Source organism: Saccharothrix saharensis (genome assembly GCF_006716745.1).
Taxonomy (GTDB): Bacteria; Actinomycetota; Actinomycetes; order Mycobacteriales; family Pseudonocardiaceae; genus Actinosynnema; species Actinosynnema saharense.
This window is the reverse complement of sequence record NZ_VFPP01000001.1, coordinates 8,903,868-8,924,967: the sequence shown is the minus strand read 5'-3', so window position 1 is coordinate 8,924,967 and position 21,100 is coordinate 8,903,868. Positions and strand designations below refer to the sequence as shown.

11 protein-coding genes are annotated in these 21,100 nt (G+C 74.3%); 5 read left to right on the top strand and 6 right to left on the bottom strand.

The features are described from left to right. Window positions 1-467 (top strand): GDSL-type esterase/lipase family protein (locus FHX81_RS41045; protein WP_342787254.1); only part of this gene is annotated, 467 nt, incomplete at its 5' end. An 88-nt stretch (window positions 468-555) separates the two neighbouring features. Then, entirely contained in the window at window positions 556-1,710 is a 1,155-nt protein-coding gene (locus FHX81_RS40055) for a hypothetical protein (RefSeq protein ID WP_211363720.1), read from the top strand. Between the two features lie 335 nt (window positions 1,711-2,045). On the opposite strand, the gene FHX81_RS40050 is transcribed toward FHX81_RS40055, so the two are convergent. Genes FHX81_RS40050 through FHX81_RS40030 form a run of 5 tightly spaced genes read right to left on the bottom strand, consistent with a single transcriptional unit; the run spans window position 2,046 to window position 11,916 of the window. Then, the gene (locus tag FHX81_RS40050; RefSeq protein WP_141983622.1) at window positions 2,046-2,477 is read right to left on the bottom strand and encodes a VOC family protein; all 432 of its coding nucleotides are present in this window, start codon (window positions 2,475-2,477) and stop codon (window positions 2,046-2,048) included. A 23-nt stretch (window positions 2,478-2,500) separates the two neighbouring features. Further along, window positions 2,501-3,475, bottom strand: a complete 975-nt coding sequence (locus tag FHX81_RS40045; protein WP_141983621.1) for a S1 family peptidase — start codon at window positions 3,473-3,475, stop codon at window positions 2,501-2,503. Beyond that, window positions 3,472-4,788 (bottom strand): hypothetical protein, encoded by a 1,317-nt coding sequence (locus FHX81_RS40040; RefSeq protein WP_141983620.1) that lies wholly within the window; start codon window positions 4,786-4,788, stop codon window positions 3,472-3,474. Before FHX81_RS40040 ends, FHX81_RS40045 begins: the two co-directional genes overlap by 4 nt. Then, window positions 4,775-9,946, bottom strand: coding sequence for a peptidoglycan-binding protein (locus FHX81_RS40035; protein WP_141983619.1), 5,172 nt, complete (start codon window positions 9,944-9,946; stop codon window positions 4,775-4,777). The genes FHX81_RS40040 and FHX81_RS40035 overlap by 14 nt, the downstream gene beginning before the upstream one ends. After that, window positions 9,943-11,916: a CHAT domain-containing protein gene (locus FHX81_RS40030; protein WP_141983618.1), complete on the bottom strand. Its 1,974-nt coding sequence runs from the start codon at window positions 11,914-11,916 to the stop codon at window positions 9,943-9,945. Before FHX81_RS40030 ends, FHX81_RS40035 begins: the two co-directional genes overlap by 4 nt. Before the next feature lie 377 nt (window positions 11,917-12,293). On the opposite strand from FHX81_RS40030, the gene FHX81_RS40025 reads away from it, so the two are divergent. After that, window positions 12,294-12,977, top strand: coding sequence for a hypothetical protein (locus FHX81_RS40025; protein WP_141983617.1), 684 nt, complete (start codon window positions 12,294-12,296; stop codon window positions 12,975-12,977). Between the two features lie 6 nt (window positions 12,978-12,983). Here FHX81_RS40025 and FHX81_RS40020 read toward each other — a convergent pair whose 3' ends face one another. Beyond that, window positions 12,984-14,252 carry an ArsB/NhaD family transporter gene (locus tag FHX81_RS40020; protein ID WP_141983616.1) on the bottom strand — a complete coding sequence of 423 codons (1,269 nt, stop codon included), beginning with the start codon at window positions 14,250-14,252 and terminating at the stop codon, window positions 12,984-12,986. Between the two features lie 208 nt (window positions 14,253-14,460). On the opposite strand from FHX81_RS40020, the gene FHX81_RS40015 reads away from it, so the two are divergent. Further along, window positions 14,461-15,225, top strand: a complete 765-nt coding sequence (locus FHX81_RS40015; RefSeq protein WP_141983615.1) for a hypothetical protein — start codon at window positions 14,461-14,463, stop codon at window positions 15,223-15,225. Between the two features lie 93 nt (window positions 15,226-15,318). Continuing rightward, window positions 15,319-21,087, top strand: coding sequence for a WD40 domain-containing protein (locus tag FHX81_RS40010; RefSeq protein ID WP_211363719.1), 5,769 nt, complete (start codon window positions 15,319-15,321; stop codon window positions 21,085-21,087). Window positions 21,088-21,100: the final 13 nt, after the last annotated feature.

Below are 21,100 nucleotides of genomic sequence, written 5' to 3'. Positions count from 1 at the left end.
AGCAGGCCGTCCGCCGCTGCCTGGCGGCGGGGGTGCGGTTGGTGCTGCTCAGCGGGGCCGACCCGTCGCAGCGGCTGCCGTTCGGCCGCATGATCCACCGCCGCGGCGAGGTGCTGACCGCGGCCATCGCGAACCTGGCCGCCCGGCACGACGTGCTGTTCGTGGACGGGTTCAACGACCTGGAGGTCCGCCGCGCCGAGTACTGGTCGCCGGACCGGCTGCACCTCAACGCCGCAGGTCACCGGCGCATCGCGTCACTGGTCCTGCGGGCGCTCGGGCACACCACCGAGGCGCACGCCGTCGACCCGGGCCCCGCCGCCCGGCGCAGCCTGCGCGTCGAGACCCGCTACTACCGCGAGCACGTGCTGCCGTGGGTGAACCGCCGGATCCGCGGTATCTCCTCCGGTGACGACGCGACCGGCAAGCACCCGGACTGGGTGACCGTCGACGCACAGCCGCGGGTCTGAGCCGACGCGCCGCGGGGTCTTGCCCCGTCGACGGGGCACCGCCATGATGACCGTTGGTCAGTACTCAACCAACAATGGCGGTGGTCTGGTGAGGAAGTACCGAATCGCGGTCGTCGGGCTGGCGGCGGCGCTGCTCACGGCCGTCACGCCCGCGGCGCAGGCGGCCACGACGTTGCCCGCGGCCGACTTCCGGCTCAAGGCCACCGCCTACTCCGGGCTGATCGACGACCTCGACGCGGCCCTGCCCAACGTCAGCGTGCCGACCGTCGTCGGCGACGGCAACCGCGCCGCCACCTCGTGCTCGCCCGCCGCCGCCAACCGCGTCGCCGCGTTCTGCTGGAACAGCGGTGACGACGACGTCACCTACTGGATCCCGCAGGGCATCACGACCACCGCGGACGCGTACGGCGAGGCGACCTACGAGGGCACGACCGCGATCCTGGTTAGCTGGTACGACAACGGCACCGACGGGATCGACCGGGGCATCCGGGTCTCGTTCGTCGACTACTCCACCCCGTCCGCGCCGACCTACCGCCACGTGCTGCTGGTCGAGCCGTACACCACCAGCGCGGGCCAGGCGTCGTTCCGACCGGTCAACCTGCACGCCGGCGGCATGTTCTGGTACGGCCACCACCTGTACGTCGCCGCCACGAGCAGCGGTTTCCGGGTGTTCGACCTGCGGCACCTGTGGCAGACCAGCACCACGAACGGTTCCGCGATCGGCCGCCAGGCCGACGGCAGCTACCAGGCCTACGGATACAAGTACGTGCTGCCGCAGGTCCTCGCCTACAACCAGTCGACCGCCAACGGGCAGGCGGCCATCCGGTTCTCGTTCGCCTCCCTGGACCGCAGCAGCACCCCGGACAGCGTGGTCGTCGGCGAGTACGCCAACCCCGGCGCGGGCAGCCGGCTGTTCCGCTTCCCGATCGACTACACGACCCGGATGCTCACCACCTCGTCGGACGGCTACGCCCGCGCGAGCGAGGCCTACGAGGTGTCGGTCCAGAGCATGCAGGGCGCGACCGCGATCAACGGCAAGTTCTACCTGTCCACCAGCGACGGGAGCGGCAACGCGGGCGACCTGGCCACGTTCAAGCCCGGCGGGTCGGTCGTGATGCACTACGACGCGCTGCCGATCGGGCCGGAGGACTTCTCCTACTGGCCCGCCAAGGGACAGCTCTGGTCGCTGACCGAGTACGCGGGCAACCGCTCGGTCTTCGCCGTCCGCGCCTCGGCCTACTAGCGCGTCGAACGGCCTCAGGACGGAGGAACCGCGGGTTGCGAGCCGCCGGATCCCTGGGTGCGGTGGCCGGTCCCCCGTGCCCGGCGCGTCGATCGCGAACCCGCACGACGTGACGTAGCGGAAGGCTCGGGAGACGACGTCCCACCCGTTCCTGTGCCTACCGCCGTGCCCGATCAGGACCAGCGGACGCGGGCCGGAGGCCTCGGCAAGCGTCCGGAGCACCAGGGGATGTCCCCGATGGCGAAGAGCTGTTCGCGAACGCCGTCGGCGACGGCTTTTGAGGTGATCCGCACGGCACGGGATCACAGCGGCATTCCCGCTGACGCGGCGAGGGGTCAGTCCACGCAGAACTCGTTGCCCTCGACGTCCTGCATCACGATGCACGACTCGTTCTCCTCGTCGGCGAGCAGGACCCGGAACTCGGTGGCGCCGAGCGCGACCAACCGTGCGGACTCGGCCTTCAGCGCGGCCAGGCGTTCGTCGCCCACCAGCCCGGTGCCGACCCGGACGTCGAGGTGCACCCGGTTCTTGACGACCTTGCCCTCGGGGACCCGCTGGAAGAACAGCCGCGGGCCCACACCGGTGGGGTCGACGCAGGCGCACCACTCGCCCCGGCGCTCGGGCGGCAGGGAGAGCTCGTAGTCGTCCCAAGTGGAGAACCCCGTCGGGGGCGACACCACGTACCCCAGCACGTCGCACCAGAAGCGGGCGACGCGCTCGGGTTCCGCGCAGTCGAAGGTGACCTGGAAGTGCTTGACCGACGCCATGCGCCCACACTAGTTCCGGGCGATCAGGGCCGCACCGCGCCCGGCACCGTCCACAACCACTTCTCGTAGGACGCCACGCGCGTGTAGACGCCGCCGTCGCCGCACGGGCGCAGCGACGACGCCGTGGCCCGGGACGTCGCACCGGCCAGGAACCACTCCCCGCCCGCCTGGACGTACGCGGGCCCGCCGCTGTCGCCGTTGCAGCTGTCCCGGTCCAGGAACGGCGCGCCGGCGACGAACTCGGTGGCCTTCTCCGCGCCGTACCGCGGGTGGTCGCTCGCGATCGGCACGTCCACCACCCGCCGTCGCCCGTAGCCGCCACTGCTGTGCACGTCGGTGTTGCCGTAGCCGGCGAGCCGCACGAACGCGGCGGCGGCGACCTGGTCCGGCGTCGCGATCGGGCGCGGGGCGATCGGAGCGGGGCGGGCGAGCACCAGGACCGCGATGTCACCGGTCGGCCGGGGCGGGCGGTACTCGGGGTGCGCGAGCGCGGTCTCGACCGGGATCACCTCGCCGTCCTCCGGGAACCCGACGTCCTTGCCGACGAACACGCGGGCCGCGCACCCGCCGTGCACGCAGTGGCCGGCGGTCACCACGACGTTCGGCGAGACGAGCGTGCCCGAGCAGCACCAGGCGTTGGCGCTGCCGACCGCGACGCAGTCCGGGAAGTCCGAGGTGGGCACGCCACCGATGATGCGGGCGCGGTCGGCGACCACGGCGCGCATGTTGGCCAGGTACACCGGGTCGGTGTAGATGCTGTCGGCCGGCTGCTCGGTGCCGACGGCCGACCGGGTCAGCGGGGACACGCCGCGGCGCAGCAGCGAGCGGGCCAGCCGGTAGCCGTCGGCGCCGTCGCCGGTGAGGAAGCCGTCCACCTGGTTGGCGAACGCGTGGTACACCAGCGCGAACCGCTGCTCGTCGTCACCCGCGATCACCCGGGCGAGGTGTGCCACGACGGCCATGGGGTCCTGTGGTCGTTCGGTCGTGGTGGTGGTCATCGTGAGCCCTTCGCAATCATCTCGTCGATCAGGTCGTAGAGCCGCACGCCCGCAGCCCGGTCGTCCGCCGCCGGCACGTCGTCCCCGTGGTCGGCGCGCGAGCCGTCACCGACGGCCTTGGCGACCTTGTCGAGCACCAGGTCCTGGGCGTTGACCTCGCCGGGCGGCGGCGGGGCGAACAGGGCGGGTCGCCGGTCGAACGCGAGCCGCGCCGCCGCGATCAGGCACCGCACGTCGCTGGTCTCCGGTCGCTGGTGGTCCACCAGCCCGTCGGCGGCGGTGACGGCGTTGGCCTGCTGCGCGGCCGTGAACGCGATCACCTCGCGCAGCGGGCGGTCGCCGAGTCCGGGGTACGGACCGGCCAGCAGCGCCCCGGTCATCGGGGCGACGTCGTCCTCGAACGGCCCGCACGCCACCGGCGTCGCCGGGAAACCCGTCTCGGCCAACGCCGTCGCGGCCAGCGCGAGCCGCACCGCCGCCGGCGGGTGCACCTGCACCGGCCCGGTCAGCTCGGCCGCCATCCGTGCGTCGTCGACCACGAGCAGATCCGCCAGCGTCGACGCGAACGCCGGTCCGGCGGCGAGCACCCCGTACAGGTCGGCGAAGACCTCCGGCAACCACGTGTCCCACGCGTCGCGCCGGGCTTCGGGCATGGTGCGGAACACCGGCCGGGTCACCGCGCGCACCGTGCCGAGCAGCCCGAAGTCGCGTTCCACCGCGTGCCCGACCTCGTGCGCGATCACCGGTGCGTCCGGCAGGTGCACGAGCTGGTACCACGGCAGCCCGATGACCGGGATCGGCAGCTTCGTCACCACGCCGAGGAAGTCCGCGGTGTTCAACGCGTCCGGGACGTCCTCGACCGCGAACGGCGTCTCGCGCAGGTGCGTGAACGGGCTGAACTCACCGCTGAGGTGCACCAGCGGCGCCTCGCGGTCGCTGCCGGCCGCCGCGGGCGCGTAGCAGAGCCAGGCGAACTCGTCCACGGCGGTGAGGAACGGTCGGTACCACTCCACGTACCGCAGGTTCAGCTTGGCGCGGTAGAAGTCCCACAGCCGGTGCACCTCGAGCATCCGCAGCTGGAGCCGACGGCACTCCCGCAGCACGTCGTCGCCACCGCCGGCGACGACGGTGTCCAGTTCCCCGTCGATCCGCCCGACCATGCCGCCCAACCGGTCGGTGAGCCGGACGACCTGGGTGTGGTGCTTGCGCAGCGGTCTGCCCGGTTCCGTCTCCGCGCGCCACCGGGCGAAGTCCGCGCCGATGCCCGCGAGCTTGTGCCGCAGCTCGGCGACCTTGCGGTCAACGGTGGTCATGGCCGTCCTCCCGGTCCGGCACGAGCCGCAGCCACGGCAGGTGCGTGTGCAGGGCGACGCCGGCGGACGGCAGCACCCGGTCCAGCCCGGTGGCGTGCCGCGCGGGGGCGCGCAGCGCCGCGGCCACCTCACCCAGCGTCCGGCCGGCCGCCAGGGCGGCGATCATGGCGTCGCACAGCTCGTACCCGCCGTCGCCGGCCAGCCCGGTGCCCAGTACGCCCGCGCACCTGCCGAGGGCGAACAGGTCGCCCGCGAACGCGTTGCGCAGCACCAGGTACGAGATCGCGTCCTCCGAGCCCCACGGCCGGTTCACGTCGAGCACGACCAGCGGGCGGAACTCGTCGCGCGGCAGGGCGGCGAGCACCCGGTTCAGCGCCGTCACGGGGATCTCCTCGGCGGTGGGCGTGGCGCTGAACGCCTCCGTCGCCCACCCGCCGGCCAGGAACGTGAGCGCGACCCCGCCGCCCGACTCGCGCAACCCACCCGCCAGGTGCACCACCGCCGGCATGCGTCCACTGTGGACCGCGCGGGCCACCGCGCCCGCCAGCCGGTCCAACGTCGGGTTCGCCACCTGCTCGACGTCGAAGCCGTGCCTGCCGTACATGCGCGCCAGGTCGACCCCGGAGTTCAGGTGGCCGCGGGCCGAGGTGATCTGCAGCGACCCGCTCGGCTGGGCCAGCACCGCCAACGGCCGGACCGGTCGGGCGAGGTCGCGCTGCAACCGGTCCAGCAGCTCCGCGCCGAGGTCGGCGTCCGGGGTGAGGCCCCGCGCCCGCTGGTACCGCGCCAGCGCGTCCCCGGTGCGCGGGCCGAGGTCGCCGTCGGCCGCCAGCCCCGCGTCGGCCACCCGGTTCAGCCCGACCTGGACGAACCTGATCTCGTCGGCGTACGCGACCTCCCGAGAGACGGCCCGGTAGAACGTGGACACCGCCCGGTCCAGCGCGACGAGCCGCCGCGTGTCCGGTCGCAGCGCCAGTTCCCACGGCACCGGGTTGAGCCTGCGGTCCTCCACGTCGCACCGCAGGTCGAACGGACCGCCGGAGCCGAACCCGGGCAGCACCCGGTCGGGCAGGAGCAGCGACCCGAGCCCGGCGCACGTGGCCTGCCAGTCCGCGCGCAGCCGTTCGGCGAGCGGTTCGAAGTCGACCCGACCCCGGCGCGCGCCCAGGATCGCGTCGACCAGGGCGTTGTCGTGGCGGACGGTGGTCTCCCCCTCCGGCGGCACGGACGTCTGCGCCACCAGGTCGTGGTCCTCGACGGCCAGCCGCACGCGTCCGCGCGAGCTTTTCAACGTCGTGCTGATGCGGCCCTTGGTGAACCGGGACGCGACCGCCGCGCGGCGCGTGTCACCGAGCGCGGCGAACGCGGCCCCGGCCCGCACCAGCTCCGGCTCCGGTTCCCGGCTCGACCGCTCCGCGACCACGCCGCGGACGTGGTGCAGCCGCGCGTGCCACTGGGTCTCCCGCTCGCCGGCGGCGTCGAGCAGCGGTTCCGCCCGGCGCAGCAGCGCGTCGGCCCCGGCCGGGTCGTCCAGCGCGATCAGCGCCTCCGCCCGTTCGACCAGGAAGGCCGCGCACAGCATCGGGTGGCCGCCGAACGCCCGGAGGAACGGCTCGACGTCGGGTCGCGCCGGCAGCCCGAGACGGTCCGCGGCACGCGACCACTCCCGCAGCACGAACCGCGAACCGTCCGGCCGGGCCGCGATCAGCCTCCGCTCCCCCGCCGCCCGGTCGCCGGTCAGCCGGTCCAGCTCCGCCAGGGTCAGGTGCGGCAGGACGCGGTCCGCGGCACGCGACCGGTCCGCCGCCGACGACACCAGCGGCGTCACCTCGCGCCACGCCGCACGTCCGGCGTCGTCGTGCGGGTCGGGCACGCGGCGCAGCTCGTCGAGCACGACCAGCCGCGCGGACGCGGGCGTGATCTCGCGCAGCCGCGCCACCAGTTCGGCCGGCAGCCACCGGAACCCGTCGGGCAGGTCGATCGCCAGCCCTTCCACCGCGGCCCGCGCCACCAGGCACGGCGGGCGCTTCCGGCGGTGCAGCTCGTCGATCACGGCGGTGACCACGTCCAGCGCCTCGTGCGGCCGGGCGGTGCGGCCCAGCAGCTCCACCCGGGCCAGCTCGGCGCGGCACCAGGCGTCGCTGCCCCGGGTGGTCAGCTCGGCGGCCTCGGCCAGGTGGTGCTCGGCCAGGGTGAGGTTGCCGACCTCCCGCATCAGCAGCACCGCGGAGTGCACGTGGCAGCGCGCGACGGCCGCCCGATCACCCTCGCGGCGCCACCGCGACCGCGCGGTCTCCAGGGCGTGCAGGGCTTTCCCGTAGTGCGCCACCATGCCTTCGGCGAGACCGGCCAGCTCTCGTCCCAGCGCGTTCGCGGCGCTGTCGTTGGTGACGCGTTCGGCGCGGTGGGCCAGGTCGAGGGCGTGCAGCGGCGCCCGCGCGGCCAGCGCGACCTTCGCGCCTCCGGTCAGGCCTTCCCAGTCGCGGTCGTGCGCGGCGACGCGGCGCGCGTGGTAGGCCGCCCACCCCAACCGGTTCACGGCCAGCCCCAACTCGACCGCGAGCAGGCCGAAGCGCCGGTGCTGCCCGGCGTCGAGCGGTGCGCCGCGCCGGGCGGCGATCAGCTCGCGGATCGCCTCGTCCAGGCGGCCGAAGTGCCGGTGCGCCTTCACCACCCGCAGCCGGATCGGCGGCTCCCACCGGCGCGACCCGACCCGGACGGCGTCCCGCGCCGCGCGGCGGTACTCGTCGGGGGCGTGCCGGTCGCCCAGCAGCACCAGCACATCCCCGAGCAGGACGCGCAGCCGCACGGCGTCCTTGGTACCGGCCGACCGCGGCAGCGCCCGGTCCAGCTCGGCCCGCGCGGTCGCCACGTCACCGGACTTCAACGCCAGCGCGGCGCGCACGTACGCCAGCCGCCAGTCGGGCACGACGTCCGCGCCGAGCCCGTCGCGGTCGCGCACGACGGCGGCGAAGTTCTCCTCGGCCCGGCTCCACAGCTGGTCCGCCGCTTCGACGGCGCCCACCCTGGCCACCTGCGTGAGCGCCGCGGCCAGCTCGTACCGCGCCTCCAGCACGGTTTCCCGGGTCACGACCGGTGTGCTCCCGTCCCACGGCCGCGGGTCGCCGTCGGCGTCGACGTAGTCGGGGCCCAGCACCTCCTCGGCCAGCGCCGCCCGCCGGTGCGCCTCACCCAGCTCCACCTTGTCCAGGGCGGCGCGCCAGTAACCCACCGCGGCCGGTCCCTCCAGCCGGAACCGGTGGTAGACCGCCTCCCGCGTCCACCGGTCCCACCGGTCGGGGTCGGCCTCCGCCTCGCGCTCGAAGAACGCGACCGCGTCGGCGTGCAGACGGTCGTGGACGGGGTGCGGCCGGATCAGCCGGCGCATCGGCTCGGCCACGGCGTCGGCGAACCGCAGCGACCCCGGCTCGCCGGGCACCGGCACCACCCACGACGTGGTGCCCGCGAAGCGGGTCAGCCGCGCCCACAGCCCGTCGACGTCCAGCCGTTCGACGGGCGGGAACAGCGTTCCCGGCTCACCACCCGGCACCACGTCCGCGCCCGGGTCGTCGAGGTCCGACCCGCCGGACACGGCTTCGCGCAGGCACGGCTCCACCACCGCGCGCACGAAGTCGAGGCTCAGCGCCCGCGCCACCATCCCGTACCGCAGCAGCCACCGCAGCCCGGCGTCGTCGATCGGCCGCAGCACCTGGAGCACGAGCGCGGTCAGGTCCGCCCGGTACTCCCGGATCTCGGCCGGCGAGATGTCGGGCCGCTGCTGCACCAGGTCGGCCAGGCGCGCCAGCACCACCGGCTCTCCCCCGGCCTTCGCCACGATCGCGTGCCGCAGGTCGGCACGCGTGATGCGGCGCAGGTCGGCCAGGTAGCGCGCCGCGTCGTCCGGGGTGAACGGGACCAGGTGCCGCGCCACCACGCGCGGCAGCACCGGTCCCGCCACCGGGTAGCAGCCGGCCAGCACGAACCGCACCGAGGGGCAGTCGTGGTGCAGGCGGAACAGCTGCCGCAGCAGGCCGTCCAGCTCCTCGGGCGACCGGTTCGCGTACACCCGGTCCAGCGCGTCGAGCACCATCACGGCGGGGCGGCCCGCCGTCGCCTCGTTCAGCGTCCGCACGAAGTCCTTGGTCACGCCCGGGCCGAGCCGGTGCCGCTCGTCGCACAACCGCCTGCTCGCGGCCGCCGCCCGGCTCGGGTCGGCCACCTCGCGGCGCGACAGCAGCCCGGTCCACGCGTACCGCTCCAGGAACTCGGTGAACGGCGCGGCGGCCAACTGCTGGTCGAGCTGCGCCGCGGCCTCCACCAGCAGCAGCCACGGGTAGCGCGCCACGTTGACCGGGTCCAGCACCTCGAAGTCGCCCAACGCGCACGGGACGCGCCTCGGCACCAGCACCCGCGACACCAGCCAGCGCAGCTCCATCGTCTTGCCGCGCCCCGACGGGCCGTGCAGCACCACCACCCGCGGACCGTCGCCCCGGACGAGCCGCTGGTAGGTCGCCTTCGTGCCGGCCGTCTCGAGGAACGTGGCCGACTGGAGGTACTCCGTCGACCACAACCCGCGGGTGCGCAGGTACGCGGCCCGGTCGTTGCGCAGGGCGGCCAGCTCCGGTCCGACCAGCCGCGCCCGGTCCTCGGCGCTGAGCACGTCGATCAGCTCCTGGCACAGCGCCAGGTCGTGCCGGTGGTCGGCCTTGGCGTACAGCCGGACGAACAGCTCGGCGGCGGCCCGCTGGTCGACCAGCACCAGCTGTTCGAGCACGTCGGCGGGCCTGTGCGCGGCGCGGTAGTGCCGGGTCAGGCGGGTCGCCAGCGCGCGGAGGTCGTCCGGCACGGCACGCGGGTCGGCGCCGTCGTGCCACCACCCGTTCCAGTAGCGGGACCTCGCGCTCGACCGCAGCCGGTGGACCCCGTCCGCGCCCGGGACGGGCTCGACCTCCGGCGCGGTGACGACCGCGTCGAACGGCGGCGCGCCCGCCACCCCCGCGACCAGCACCTTCTCGTACAGGTCGCGATCGAACGCGCGGACCGCGGCGCACCGCCGCAGCACGTCCCACTGCTCGGCCGGGCGCAGCGACGCCAGCACCGCGTCCAGGGAGTCGCCCCGGGCGAGCCGGCGCAGCAGCTCGGCGTCGATCGGCTTCATCCCATCCGCCTCACGATGTTCTCCAGGTCGCCGAGCACGGCCGGGCTCCACTTGCCGGTGGCCACGCCCGCGCCGATGGCCTCGATCAGTTGCAGGTGCGGGCCGCGGATCGAGCGGCCGACCGCCAGCACCACGTCCTCGGCCAGCGCGCTGAACTCCTCGGCCTCGATGCGGTCCAGGTCGACCCGCGTGCCGCCGCCCCGCTCCGGCCAGTGCGTGGCGTACTGCTCGTTCGTCATCACGACCACCAGGCTCAGGTTGGGCACCTCGCCGTCGGCGACGTGCCGGATCAGGTGGTCGTACAGCTGCTGGCGGAACGCCGAGTCGAGCACGTTCCCGACGTGGTCGAAGACCAGCAGCAGCGGCTCCGGTTGCGCGGCACGGCCCAGGCACGCCCGGAACGACTCGAACGTGGCCGCGACGTGGTGCGAGGTGCCACCCGTCATCCGCGGCCACCGCGCCGGCTCCGGCGTCGGCACCGGCGGGTCCGGCGGCAGCCTGCCCTCGGCCAGGTGCAGCACGTCGTGGTTGAACCGGTCGAACGCCGACGCCGCGCCCGCCGGCGGGTTCGGCAGGTCCTCGGCGACGTCCCGGATCGCGTACAGCACCTCCAGGAAGTCGAACCGCGACGGCCGGTCGCCGAGCAGGTCCACCGGGTTGGGCCGGTCGAAGCTGACGTACTTCACCCGCCGCCCGCGCACCGCGCACCGCCGCCGCAACCAGTTCAGCAGCCGCGTCTTGCCCACCTGCGACTCGCCCACCACCAGCAGCAGCGGCTCCAGCGGCTCGCCCGCGCCCGGGTCCACGCCCTTGAGCAGCTTGTGTCGCTCGTGGACGCGGTTGACGAACGCGCCGACCTCGTTCTCGAACTGCTGCTCGATGCGGACCGCACGCGCGCCGGTCGCGGACAGGTCCGGCAGCACGTCGTCGGGCCGCGCCCGCGTCGTCAGGCTGGGCAGGATCCAGTCCCGCGCGCCCTCCGACACGCCGCTGTGGTGGTACACGGCGTCACGCGCCTTCGCCACGGCGCGGTCGACCGGGTCGTTGTCCAGCAGCGCCCGGTACAGCTCGCCGCCGAACAGCGCCGCCGCCGTGCCGCGGATGTCGCCCTGCATGCCGACCACCGCCGCCGCGCCGCTGTCGAGGAACACGTCGGTCAACGCGACCGCGTCCGCCGTCTCGCCCGAGCGGCAGGCGTTCAGGATCGCCAGCCGCGGCGCGGGACGGCTCAGCAGGTCCGCGACGTAGGTCGGGGTGAGCAGCCACGCCTCGCGGCCGGGCGGCGAGATCCGCAGCGCCGGTTGCCCGGTGCTCGCCTTGCGCGTGCCGTGCCCGATGAAGTGCAGCACGTGCGGCTTGACGCGCTCGTAGGCCGACTGGAGGTCCGACTCGGTCGGCCGGGCCAGGAACTCCGCCTCGATCCGCCCCGGCGCGCCGCCGACGACCCTCTTGATCTCGCGGATCTCGTCGCGCGCGCCGATGTCGTCGTCATCGTCGCCGCGCACGACCAGCACCCGGATCGGCAGCGAGTCGGCGATCGGGTCGTCCTCCGGCACCCGCCGGTGCACCCGGACGAACGGGTGGTCGGGTTGGATGAACAAGGCTCTGGCGGACCGGACCGACTCCCACGGCAGCCGCCGCAGTCCCTTGTCCAGGCAGAGGAACGTGCGCTCGACCCCCGGCCGCGACCAGTGCTCGCGCACCTCGGGCGGCAGGAGCAGTCCACCGAGGTGCAGCCCGACGTCGGTGAACGCCTGCGACTCCGGGTTCGCGTGCAGGAAGCCGACCACGGCGTCCGGCACGGCGGCGGCCCCGGCCAGCGGCGCGGGCAGCGCGCCCACGCCGAGGTCGGCCGCGACGGTGGCCGACGCCGTCGGCTCCGGCGGCCACGCGCCGTCGTCACCGAGGTACAGGTCGACCCGGTAATCGGCGTCCTGGCCGCCTTGCGTGATCTCGATCAACGCGTCCACATGGGTTCACCCACTCGTTTCGGACACACGGCTCCCTCCCCGCGGGCCGCTTGTCGATGAGGTCGCGCGTGCGCCAGGTGGAGTTACGGCCAATCACCCGATCGCGTTAACGCCGCCGTCCACCGTGAGCGGTGCGTAGCCACTTGCCCACGGTGCGCTACCTCCCGTTCCACAGGCCGCCCCGACCACCCTCGACGTCCTATGTGGACCTTCGCAGTCCGAAGTAGAGTGTTGTGTTCCATTGCGGGGACAGAGGATTCCACGCGCACTGTCACATCACGCATTCAGTCCGCAGTTATCGGAAGAGGGCGCGTGATCTTCCTGTGCCGCCCGCGCGTTGGTACTCTGAGGTGCCCGAACCCAGCCGGAGGCGTGCCATGACGCTCTACTCCGAGTTGTCCGCGGCGATCGGGCGGGGCGACGGCGAGTCGATCACCGACTGGGCCCGCGCCCTGCTGGACGGGATCACCGCCGGAGCCGTCCCGACCACCGTGGTGAGCCACCCCCTCGGCTTCCTGTGCGTCCCGGCGCACCGGTCCGGCGACGAAGGCGTGTGCCTGCACCTGTGGGGCCCGCAGTGGCGGCGCGCCACGCTCACCACCTCGCCCACGCACTGCCACAGCTGGGACCTCGACAGCTGGGTGCTCACCGGCCTGCTGCGCAACCAGACCGTCCGCCTCGTGGACGACCCGGACGCGCCGACGCACCAGGTGTTCGAGGTGCGCAGCTCCGCCGAGGGCGACGTGCTGCACCCGACCGGGAGACTCGTCCGGACCGAGGTCGACGCCGTCACCACGCACCGCGCGGGCGAGGGCTACACCCAGCGGGCCGGCGTGTTCCACCAGACCCTCGTGCCCGACCCGCGGGGACTGGTCGCGACCGTCGCCCTCGGCTTGACCAGGCCCGGCGGCGCGGACCTGTCCCTGGGCGGCCTGGACACCGCGAGCCACCGCACCCGCCGGCAGCCGTGCCCGCCGGAGGTCGCCACGAGGGTGGTGCGCGCGGCACGGGCGGCGCTCGGCGGCACCCGCGTCACGGAGTCCGCCGGCGCTGGCGAGTGACGCGGCTCAGCCGACCAGCAGCAGAGCCCCGATCGAGGCCGCCAGGGCGGTGACGGCCAGCCCGGCGCTGGTCCACACGAACCGGACCATCGGCACCCGGACCCCGCTCGCCACGCACCGCTCGTACCACAGCAACGTGGCCAGCGACGCCCACGGCGTGATGATCGGCCCCACGTTCGTCCCGATGAGCAGCGCCAGCAACTGCCCGTGGTTCCCGGCCGGCACGACCGACTCACCCGCCACGTACGCGGGCAGGTTGTTGACCAGGTTCGACAGCGCCGCACCGGTGCCGGCCGCCCGGATCGCGCCGAGCGCGCTGTCCTCCACACCGATCAGGGCTCCCACGATCCCGGCCAGACCGTGCCGGTTGACGGTCTCCACGACCAGGAACAGCCCGATCACGAACACCAGCAGCCGCCACGGGATCAAGCCCGGCCGCAACGCCGCACGCCGCCGCACCGCGAAGGCGACCACCAGCAACCCCGCCGACACCGCCGACGCCAGGCCGATCGGCACCCCGACCACGATCCCCGCGACGAACAGCAGGCACGCGACCGCCGCCACCCGGAAGAGCACGGGGTCCGCGGGCCGGTGGCGCGCGGGCGGGAGGTAGGAGGCGTCACCACCGCGCCGGCCCCGCCGCCAGTAGAACACCCACAGGAACACTCCGGTCGCCACGATCGCGGCCACCTGGGGGGCCCACATCCGAGCGGCGAACTCGGCCGGCGCCAACGCCACCCGGTCCGCGGCCAGCAGGTTGGTGAGGTTGGAGACCGGCAGCAGCAGGCTCGCCGTGTTCGCCAGCCAGACCGTGGTCATCGCCAGCGGCAGGGGCGCGATGCGCAGGGTGGCGGCCAGCGCCAGCAGCACCGGGGTGAGCAGCACGGCCGTGGTGTCGAGGTTGAGGCCCATGGTGGTGACCGCCGCCAGCGCCACGCACAGCACGAACAGCACCGGGTAGTGGCCGCGCGCCAGGATCGACAACCTGGTGGCCACGACGTTGAACACCTCGGCCTCGGCGGTCAGCTCCGCCAGCACGATCACCGAACCGAGGAACAGCAGCAGCGGCACCAGCCGGCCGACCGTCGCGCTCGCCTGCCCGACCGGCAGGGCACCCGCGAGGACGCAGACCAGGCCGACGAACAGCAGGCCGAGCGCCACCAGGTCGAGCGGGTGCAGCCGGGCGAACCACCGTCGCGGCCCGCGGTCCTCCGGCGGGGCGGCGTCGGTCGGGGGCGGGTCGGCGCGTCCGGCTTCGAGCCGCTCGTCGGACATGGGGCAATGCTGCCACAGTCACGATCGGCCTTATCCCGCGTACCCCATTCGGGTGGATCCATCATCCTTCGATGGAAAGAATGCGCACCTCGGGTTGTCACATTTGATTCCCGAAGGGGGGACGCACCACTACGCTGTCGGACGGTCGAGCACAATGCGCGAACGACTTCTCGTCCGACCCGTTGTGCGCAACGAGAGGGAATCGTCGATGACGCGGGAAACCCTGGACGTCGTGGCCCTGCTGCCACCGCGGTTGAACGACATCGCGCTCGAGCTCAGCGACCGGCTCGCCCGCGACATGCGGGCGGGCGGCCACCGGTCCCGCTTCCGCCTCGGCGAGCCGTTCGACGGAGGTCCGCCCGGTCCGTGCGCGCCGCACGTGTCGCTGTTCATGCTCGCCGTGGACGACGCCGAGATCGGGGCCGTGGTCGACGCGACCCGGGACGTGGCGGCCGGGCTGCCCGCCCTGGCCGCCGTCGGGGAGGAGTACCGGCACAACCCGGTCGGCGCGCCCGAGCTGTACTTCCGCAGGACTGCGGACTGGATCGGGCTGCAAAGGGCGGTGCTGGAGGCGGTGGAGCCGCTGCGCCGCGGCCGGTTGCGCGAGGTCGACCCGGCGGGCGAGCGCATCGCCGACGTGCTCGCCGACCCGGCCGCGGACCCGGCGCGCCGCCGCCAACTGGCCCGGTTCGGCTACGACGAGGTCACCGAGACCTGGCCGCCGGGCGCCGACGACCGGTTCAACCCGCACGTCACCCTCGCCTGGCCGGAGGACCCGCGCTTCCGGGTCGACCTCGGCGGCCTGCCCGCGGCGACAGCTTTCCGCGGCACGCTGCCGGGTCTGGCCGTTTACGGGATGAGCCCGTACGGCACGTGCACCACTCTCTACGGCCTCGCCCCGTTCGGGGGATCGAACGGCGGAAATGCGGCCGGTACGCTCTACAGCCACTCTGCCGCGGCCGCCGAGGAATAGCGGGTATTCCCCGTCGACGGGCAAGTCGGCCGGTGTCCCGACGTGCCCGGCGGTCTTTTCTTCTGCCGAACGCCGAACCGCCGAGGAGGCCCGGTGCGACAGCTCCCAGGTCCGGTGCAGGGTGAGAGCGCGTCACCGGCCAGGGGGCCGCGCCCGCCGCGGTCGGGTCCGGTCGACTTCTTCGTCAGCTACTCGCTGCTGGACGTGGAGTGGGCCGTCTGGATCGCGCACCAGCTGGAGGACGCCGGCTACGACGTGATGATCCAGAGCTGGGACTTCGTGCCCGGCACGCACTTCCTCGACTTCATCGACCGCGGCATCCGCGAGTCCAGCGCCGTCATCGCCGTGCTGTCGCGGAACTACCTCGCCTCGCGCTACGGCAGGCTGGAGTGGATGGCCGCCCTCCAGGCCGCGCACGACCAGCCAAGCACGAAGCTGCTGCTGCCGGTGCGCGTGGAGAACGTGTTCCCGGAAGGGCTGCTCGCGCCGATCACGTTCGTGGACCTGGTCGGCATCGACGACCCCGCGCGGGCCAGGCAGCGGCTGCTCGACCGGCTCGGGCACGCGCTCACCGGCCGCGCCAAGCCGGACGAAGCCGCACCGCGCTACCCCGGCGCGCCCGCGGACGAGGCCGCCACGCCGACGCTCACCGCACCCGCGCGCACGCCGCGGACGTTCGCCACGCCCCGGCGCGATCCCGTCGCCTACCCGCCGTCGGTGTCGCAGACCGCCCGCCCGCGCGACGAACTCGGGCTGCTCCACGTCGCCGCGCCGCGCTTCGGACCCGGCCGACCGGGGCCCGTCGAACGGCTCGCCGCGCTGGAGGCCGCGCTGGACGACGTGACGCGGGACGGTCCGCCCGCGCCGGAGCTGGTGGTGCTCAGCGGCAGCCTCACCGAGTCCGGCGCGCCCGACCAGTTCGACCAGGTGCTCGGGTTCGTCACCGGCCTGCGGTCGATGCTGGGCCTGGAAGGCGACCGGGTGGTCGTCGTGCCCGGCGTCGGCGACATCACCGTCCCGGCGTGCGAGGCGTACTTCGCCGACTGCCGGGCCGACGGCATCGAGCCGGAACCTCCCTACTTCCGCAAGTGGCGGCACTTCTCCCGGCTGTTCGGGCAGCTGCACCCCGACCTCGACGGGCCGGGTTTCGACCAGGGGCAGCCGTGGTCGCTGTTCGCGGTGCCGGACCTGCGGGTCGTGGTCGCGGGTCTGAACTCCACCGTCGCGCACTCGCACCTGACGCTGGCCGAACCGGGCGTGCTCGGCGAGTCGCAGGTGGACTGGTTCGCCCGCCACCTCGACCCGTTCACCCGGGCCGGGCACCTGCGGATCGGCGTCGTCGCCCACGTGCCCGCGCCGGGAGCGGACGCGGGCTGGGCGCTGGCGGACGCGGCCTCGTTCGACCGCGTGCTCGGCGACCACCTCGACGTCGTGCTGTCGGGCGGCGGCGAGGCGGCCGAGGAGGACGTCGGTGAGCTGCCGTCCGGCGCCGCCCTGGTGACGCCGCCGTCGGGCGGCACGCGCCTGGTGCACGTCACCCACGGGGGTTTGGACAGCTGGACCCTCCCGGACGACGCGTCCGCCGCCACGCGGTCGCGGCGGACGTGGACCCGGGACGCCCGGCCGTTCACCGCGCCCACCGGGTCGGGCCCGCTGATGGTGGACCGGCTCCGACCGGCCGAGGACGACCCGGAGTCGCGCGACCCGGTCGACCGGCTGCTGCGGCGCATCGCCGAGGTCTGCGAGGTGCGGCACCCCGGCGCGCGGATCCGGCGGCTGCCCGGCCGTCCGGCCGCCCTGCTCGTCAGCTACCCCGACGGTGACGCGGTGCCGCAGTTCCTGATCGCCGCGCACGTCGGCGCGCCCACCGCCGCGGACGTGGCGGACCTCGTGCTGCTGCGCCGGCGCAACGGCGACGAGTTGGCCACCGAGCTGGTCTACCTCGGTCCGCACCCCGGCGTGACGCTGCCGGCGGAGGCGGCGCGCGACGGTGTGCGGGTGCGCAGCTTCACCGAGTTCCAGGGTCTGCTGGACCTGCGCGGCTACGTGGCGGCGCAGACCGAGCGGCTGCGCCAGGACCGCGTGTACCCGCCCGACCTGTACGTGACGCAGCGGTTCCGGGAGACCGGGACGGCGGCCGCGGCGGTCCGCGACGACGTGGTGTCGGAGCTGGTCGAGCTGCTGTCGGCGGACGAGGGCCGGTTCATCCTGCTGATGGGCGACTTCGGGCGCGGCAAGACGTTCGCCATGCGCACGCTGGCCATGGCGCTGCCCGCGCGACTGCCCGGCGTCACCCCGATCCTGATCGAGCTGCACGCGCTGGACAAGTCGCACACCGTGGAAGGGCTGGTCGCCGCGCACCTGGCCAACCACGGCGAGTCCCGCATCGACCTGCGCGCGTTCCGGTACCTGCTGCGGCAGGGCCGGCTGGTGCTGCTGTTCGACGGCTTCGACGAGCTGGCCAGCCGGGTGAGCTACGACCGCGCCGCCGACCACCTCAACACGCTGCTGGAGGCGGCCGAGGGCAAGGCGAAGATCGTGGTCACCAGCCGCACCCAGCACTTCCAGAACGACGCGCAGGTGCGCACGGCGCTGGGCGAGCGGGTGGGCGTGCTGCCGCAGCGCCGCGTGCTGATGCTCGAGGACTTCACCCCGGACCAGATCCAGGCCTACCTGCGCAACCGGTTCGGGCCGGACCGGGCCGTGGCCGACGAGCGGGCCCGGCTGATCAACGGCATCGACGACCTCGGCGGCCTGTCCCGCAACCCCCGCATGCTCAGCTTCGTGGCCGACCTCGACGCGGACCGGCTCGCGGCCGTCGCGGCGCGGGACGCGATGAGCGCGGCCGAGCTGTACGAGGAGATCCTGTCGTCGTGGCTGGCGCACGAGCACCGGCGGGCGAACCCGCCGGGCGCGCCGGTCGGCCTGGCCGTGGACGACCTGTGGCACGCGGTGACCACGTTGGCGCTGCGCATGTCCGAGTCGAACGAGGTGCTGCTGCAACTGGCCGACGTGGCCGAGGTCGCCGAGGCGTTGAGCGGCATGGCGGAGGCGCAGCTGTCCCCGCCGCAGGCCACGCACGCCGTGGGGGCCGGGAGCCTGCTGGTCCGGACCGAGAACGACATGTTCGGCTTCATCCACCGCTCGGTGATGGAGTGGTTGGTGGCCAAGGAGATCGCACGGGTGCTCGCCACCGGGCAGCGGTCGGTGCCCATGCTCAGCCGCACCGTGCTGTCCCAGCTGACCGTCGACTTCCTGTGCGACCTCGGCGACCCGGCGGCGTTGCAGGCGTGGACCGCGCGGGCGGCCGACGACGTCGCCAAGGCCAACGCGCTCAAGATCGGCAAGCGGCTGCGCACGCCGGTCCGCTCCGACCTGCGCGGCGCGGACCTGCGTGGCGAGGACCTGTCACACCGGGACTTCAGCGGCGTCGACCTGACCGGGGCCGACCTGAGCGACGCCCTGCTGGTCGGGGCCAAGCTGTCCCGGGCGGTGCTGCGCGACGCGCGGCTGCGGCGGGCCCGGCTGGACCAGGCCGTGCTGCGCGACGCCGACCTGACCCGCGCCGACCTCAGCGGCGCCCGGCTGGCCGAGACCGACCTGCGCGGCGCCGTCGTCGACGGCGGCAGGTGGGCGCGGGCCGCGCTGATCAACGTGGCCGCGGACCGGGTGCTGTGGTCGGCGCCGGAGCTCGCCGGCGCGGCGATCACACCGGGACAGCCCGTGCTCACCGGTCTGCCGCCCGCGGGCGTGGGCGTGCCGTTCGGCTTCGAGGACGGCAGGCTGCCCCGACCGCTGGCCTACAGCGAGGACGGCTCGCTGCTCGTGATCGGCAGCTCCGACGGCGGCGTGCTGGTGTGCGACACGGGCAAGGGCGTGGCCGTGCGGGCCCTCAACGGCCACCTCGACCGGGTCTACGCGGTGGACCTCGGACCCGAGGACAGCTCCCTGGTCACCGCGTCCGCCGACGGGACCGTGCGGTTCTGGGACCCGTTCACCGGCGATCCCGGCACGGTGCTGACCGACCACACCGCGCCGGTGTGGCCGCTGCGCCTGGACCCGCGCGGGCGTTCGGTGGCCTACGGCGACGCGGCGGGCGTGGTGTGGGTGCGCGACGTGCCCGGCGGTGGGGTGCGGTGGCGGTTGTCCGGGCACGTCGAACGGGTGTGGGCGCTGGCCTTCCACCCCGACCCGGACGTGCCGGTGCTGGCGACGGCCGACGAGTCCGGCGCGGTGCGGATCTGGGACCTCACCACGGGCCGGGAGACCCACCGGCTGCGCAACCCCGGCGGCACGGCCGTCTACACGCTCTCGTTCAGCCCGGACGGCTCGTGGTTGGCGGCCGGCGGCCAGGCCGCGGACCTGCGGATCTGGGACCCGGTGACCGGCGAGTGCCTGCACCACCTCGACGCGCACGGCGGGCACGTGTACGCCACCGCGTTCCACCCGGCGGAGAGGGTGCTGGCCAGTGGCGACACCACCGGTGGCGTGCGGCTGTGGCGGCTGCCCGACTCCGCCGACGAGCGGCCGACGTGGACCGCGCTGCAGCACCGCCAGGCCACCGCCGTGTACCACCTGGCGTTCAGCCCGGACGGCTCGGTGCTCGCCAGCGGCGACAGCGACGGCACGGTGCGGTTGTGGGACGGCCGGACCGGGCAGGACCGGCACGAGCTGGCCGCGCACCGGGGCCCGGTGTGGCCGCTGGCGTTCCGCCCGGACTCGGCGCAGCTCGCGACCACCGGCCGGGACGGCGCGCTGCGGCTGTGGGACCCGGTCGCCGGTCGGCAGCGGCACGAGCTGCGCGGGCACGGCCGCCGCGTGACGCGGGTGGCCTTCGACCCGACGGGCGACCTGCTCGCCGTGAGCGGCAACGACGGCGTGGTGCGCATCTGGGACCCGGGCACCGGTCGGCAGTTGCGGGCGCTCACCGGCATCGACGACCAGCTGATCTCGGCGTCGTTCAACCCGGCCGCGCCACTGCTGGCCACCGCCAGCAACGACGGCGGCGTGCACCTGTGGCACCTGTCGACGTGGCGGGCCGACCTCGAGCTGGACATCGAGACCGACTACGTGTGGGCCAGCGCGTTCTCGCCCGACGGCCACGTGCTGGCCACCGCGAACGACGACGACACCGTGCGGCTGTGGTGGCAGGCGACCGGCCGCGAGGTCGTCACCCTGCACGAGCACCGCGGCCGCGTGCGCTCCATCGCGTTCAGCCCCGACGGCCGCCGGGTGGCGACCGGGTGCGACGACTCGAAGGTGCGCCTGTTCGACCGGGACAGCGGCGAGTGCCTGGTCACCCTCCTCGGCCACACCGACCGCGTGTACGAGGTGTGCTTCGACGCCGACGGCACGCGGCTGGCGAGCGTGAGCAACGACGGCACGGCGGTCCTGTGGGACGTGGCGAGCGGCGAGCCGGTGCACGTGCTGCGGTCGCCGCGGGGTCGGTGGTGGACGGGCGCGTTCAGCCCGGACGGCCGGACGTTGGCGACGGCGGGCGACGACGCCGTGGTGTCGCTGTGGGACGTGGCCACCGGCGAGCGCACGCACGTGCTGCCGGGTCACACCCGGCGCATCTGGTCGGTCGCGTTCAGCCCCGACGGGCGGCGGCTGGCCAGCGGCGGCGATGACGGCACCGCGCGGCTGTGGGACCTGTCCGACCCGGCCGGGCCTGGGCTCGGGCTGACCCTGATCGGGCTGCCGGAGGTGTGGGCCGCGCTGACCCCGAACGGGCGCTACAAGTTCGAGGGCACGCTGGGCAGCGAGTTCTGGCACGTGATCGGCCTGTGCCGGTTCGAGGTGGGCGAGCTCGACGCGTTCCTCAGCGGTGTGCACTCGGTGCCGCTCGACGAACCGTTCTGACCGCTGTCACCCG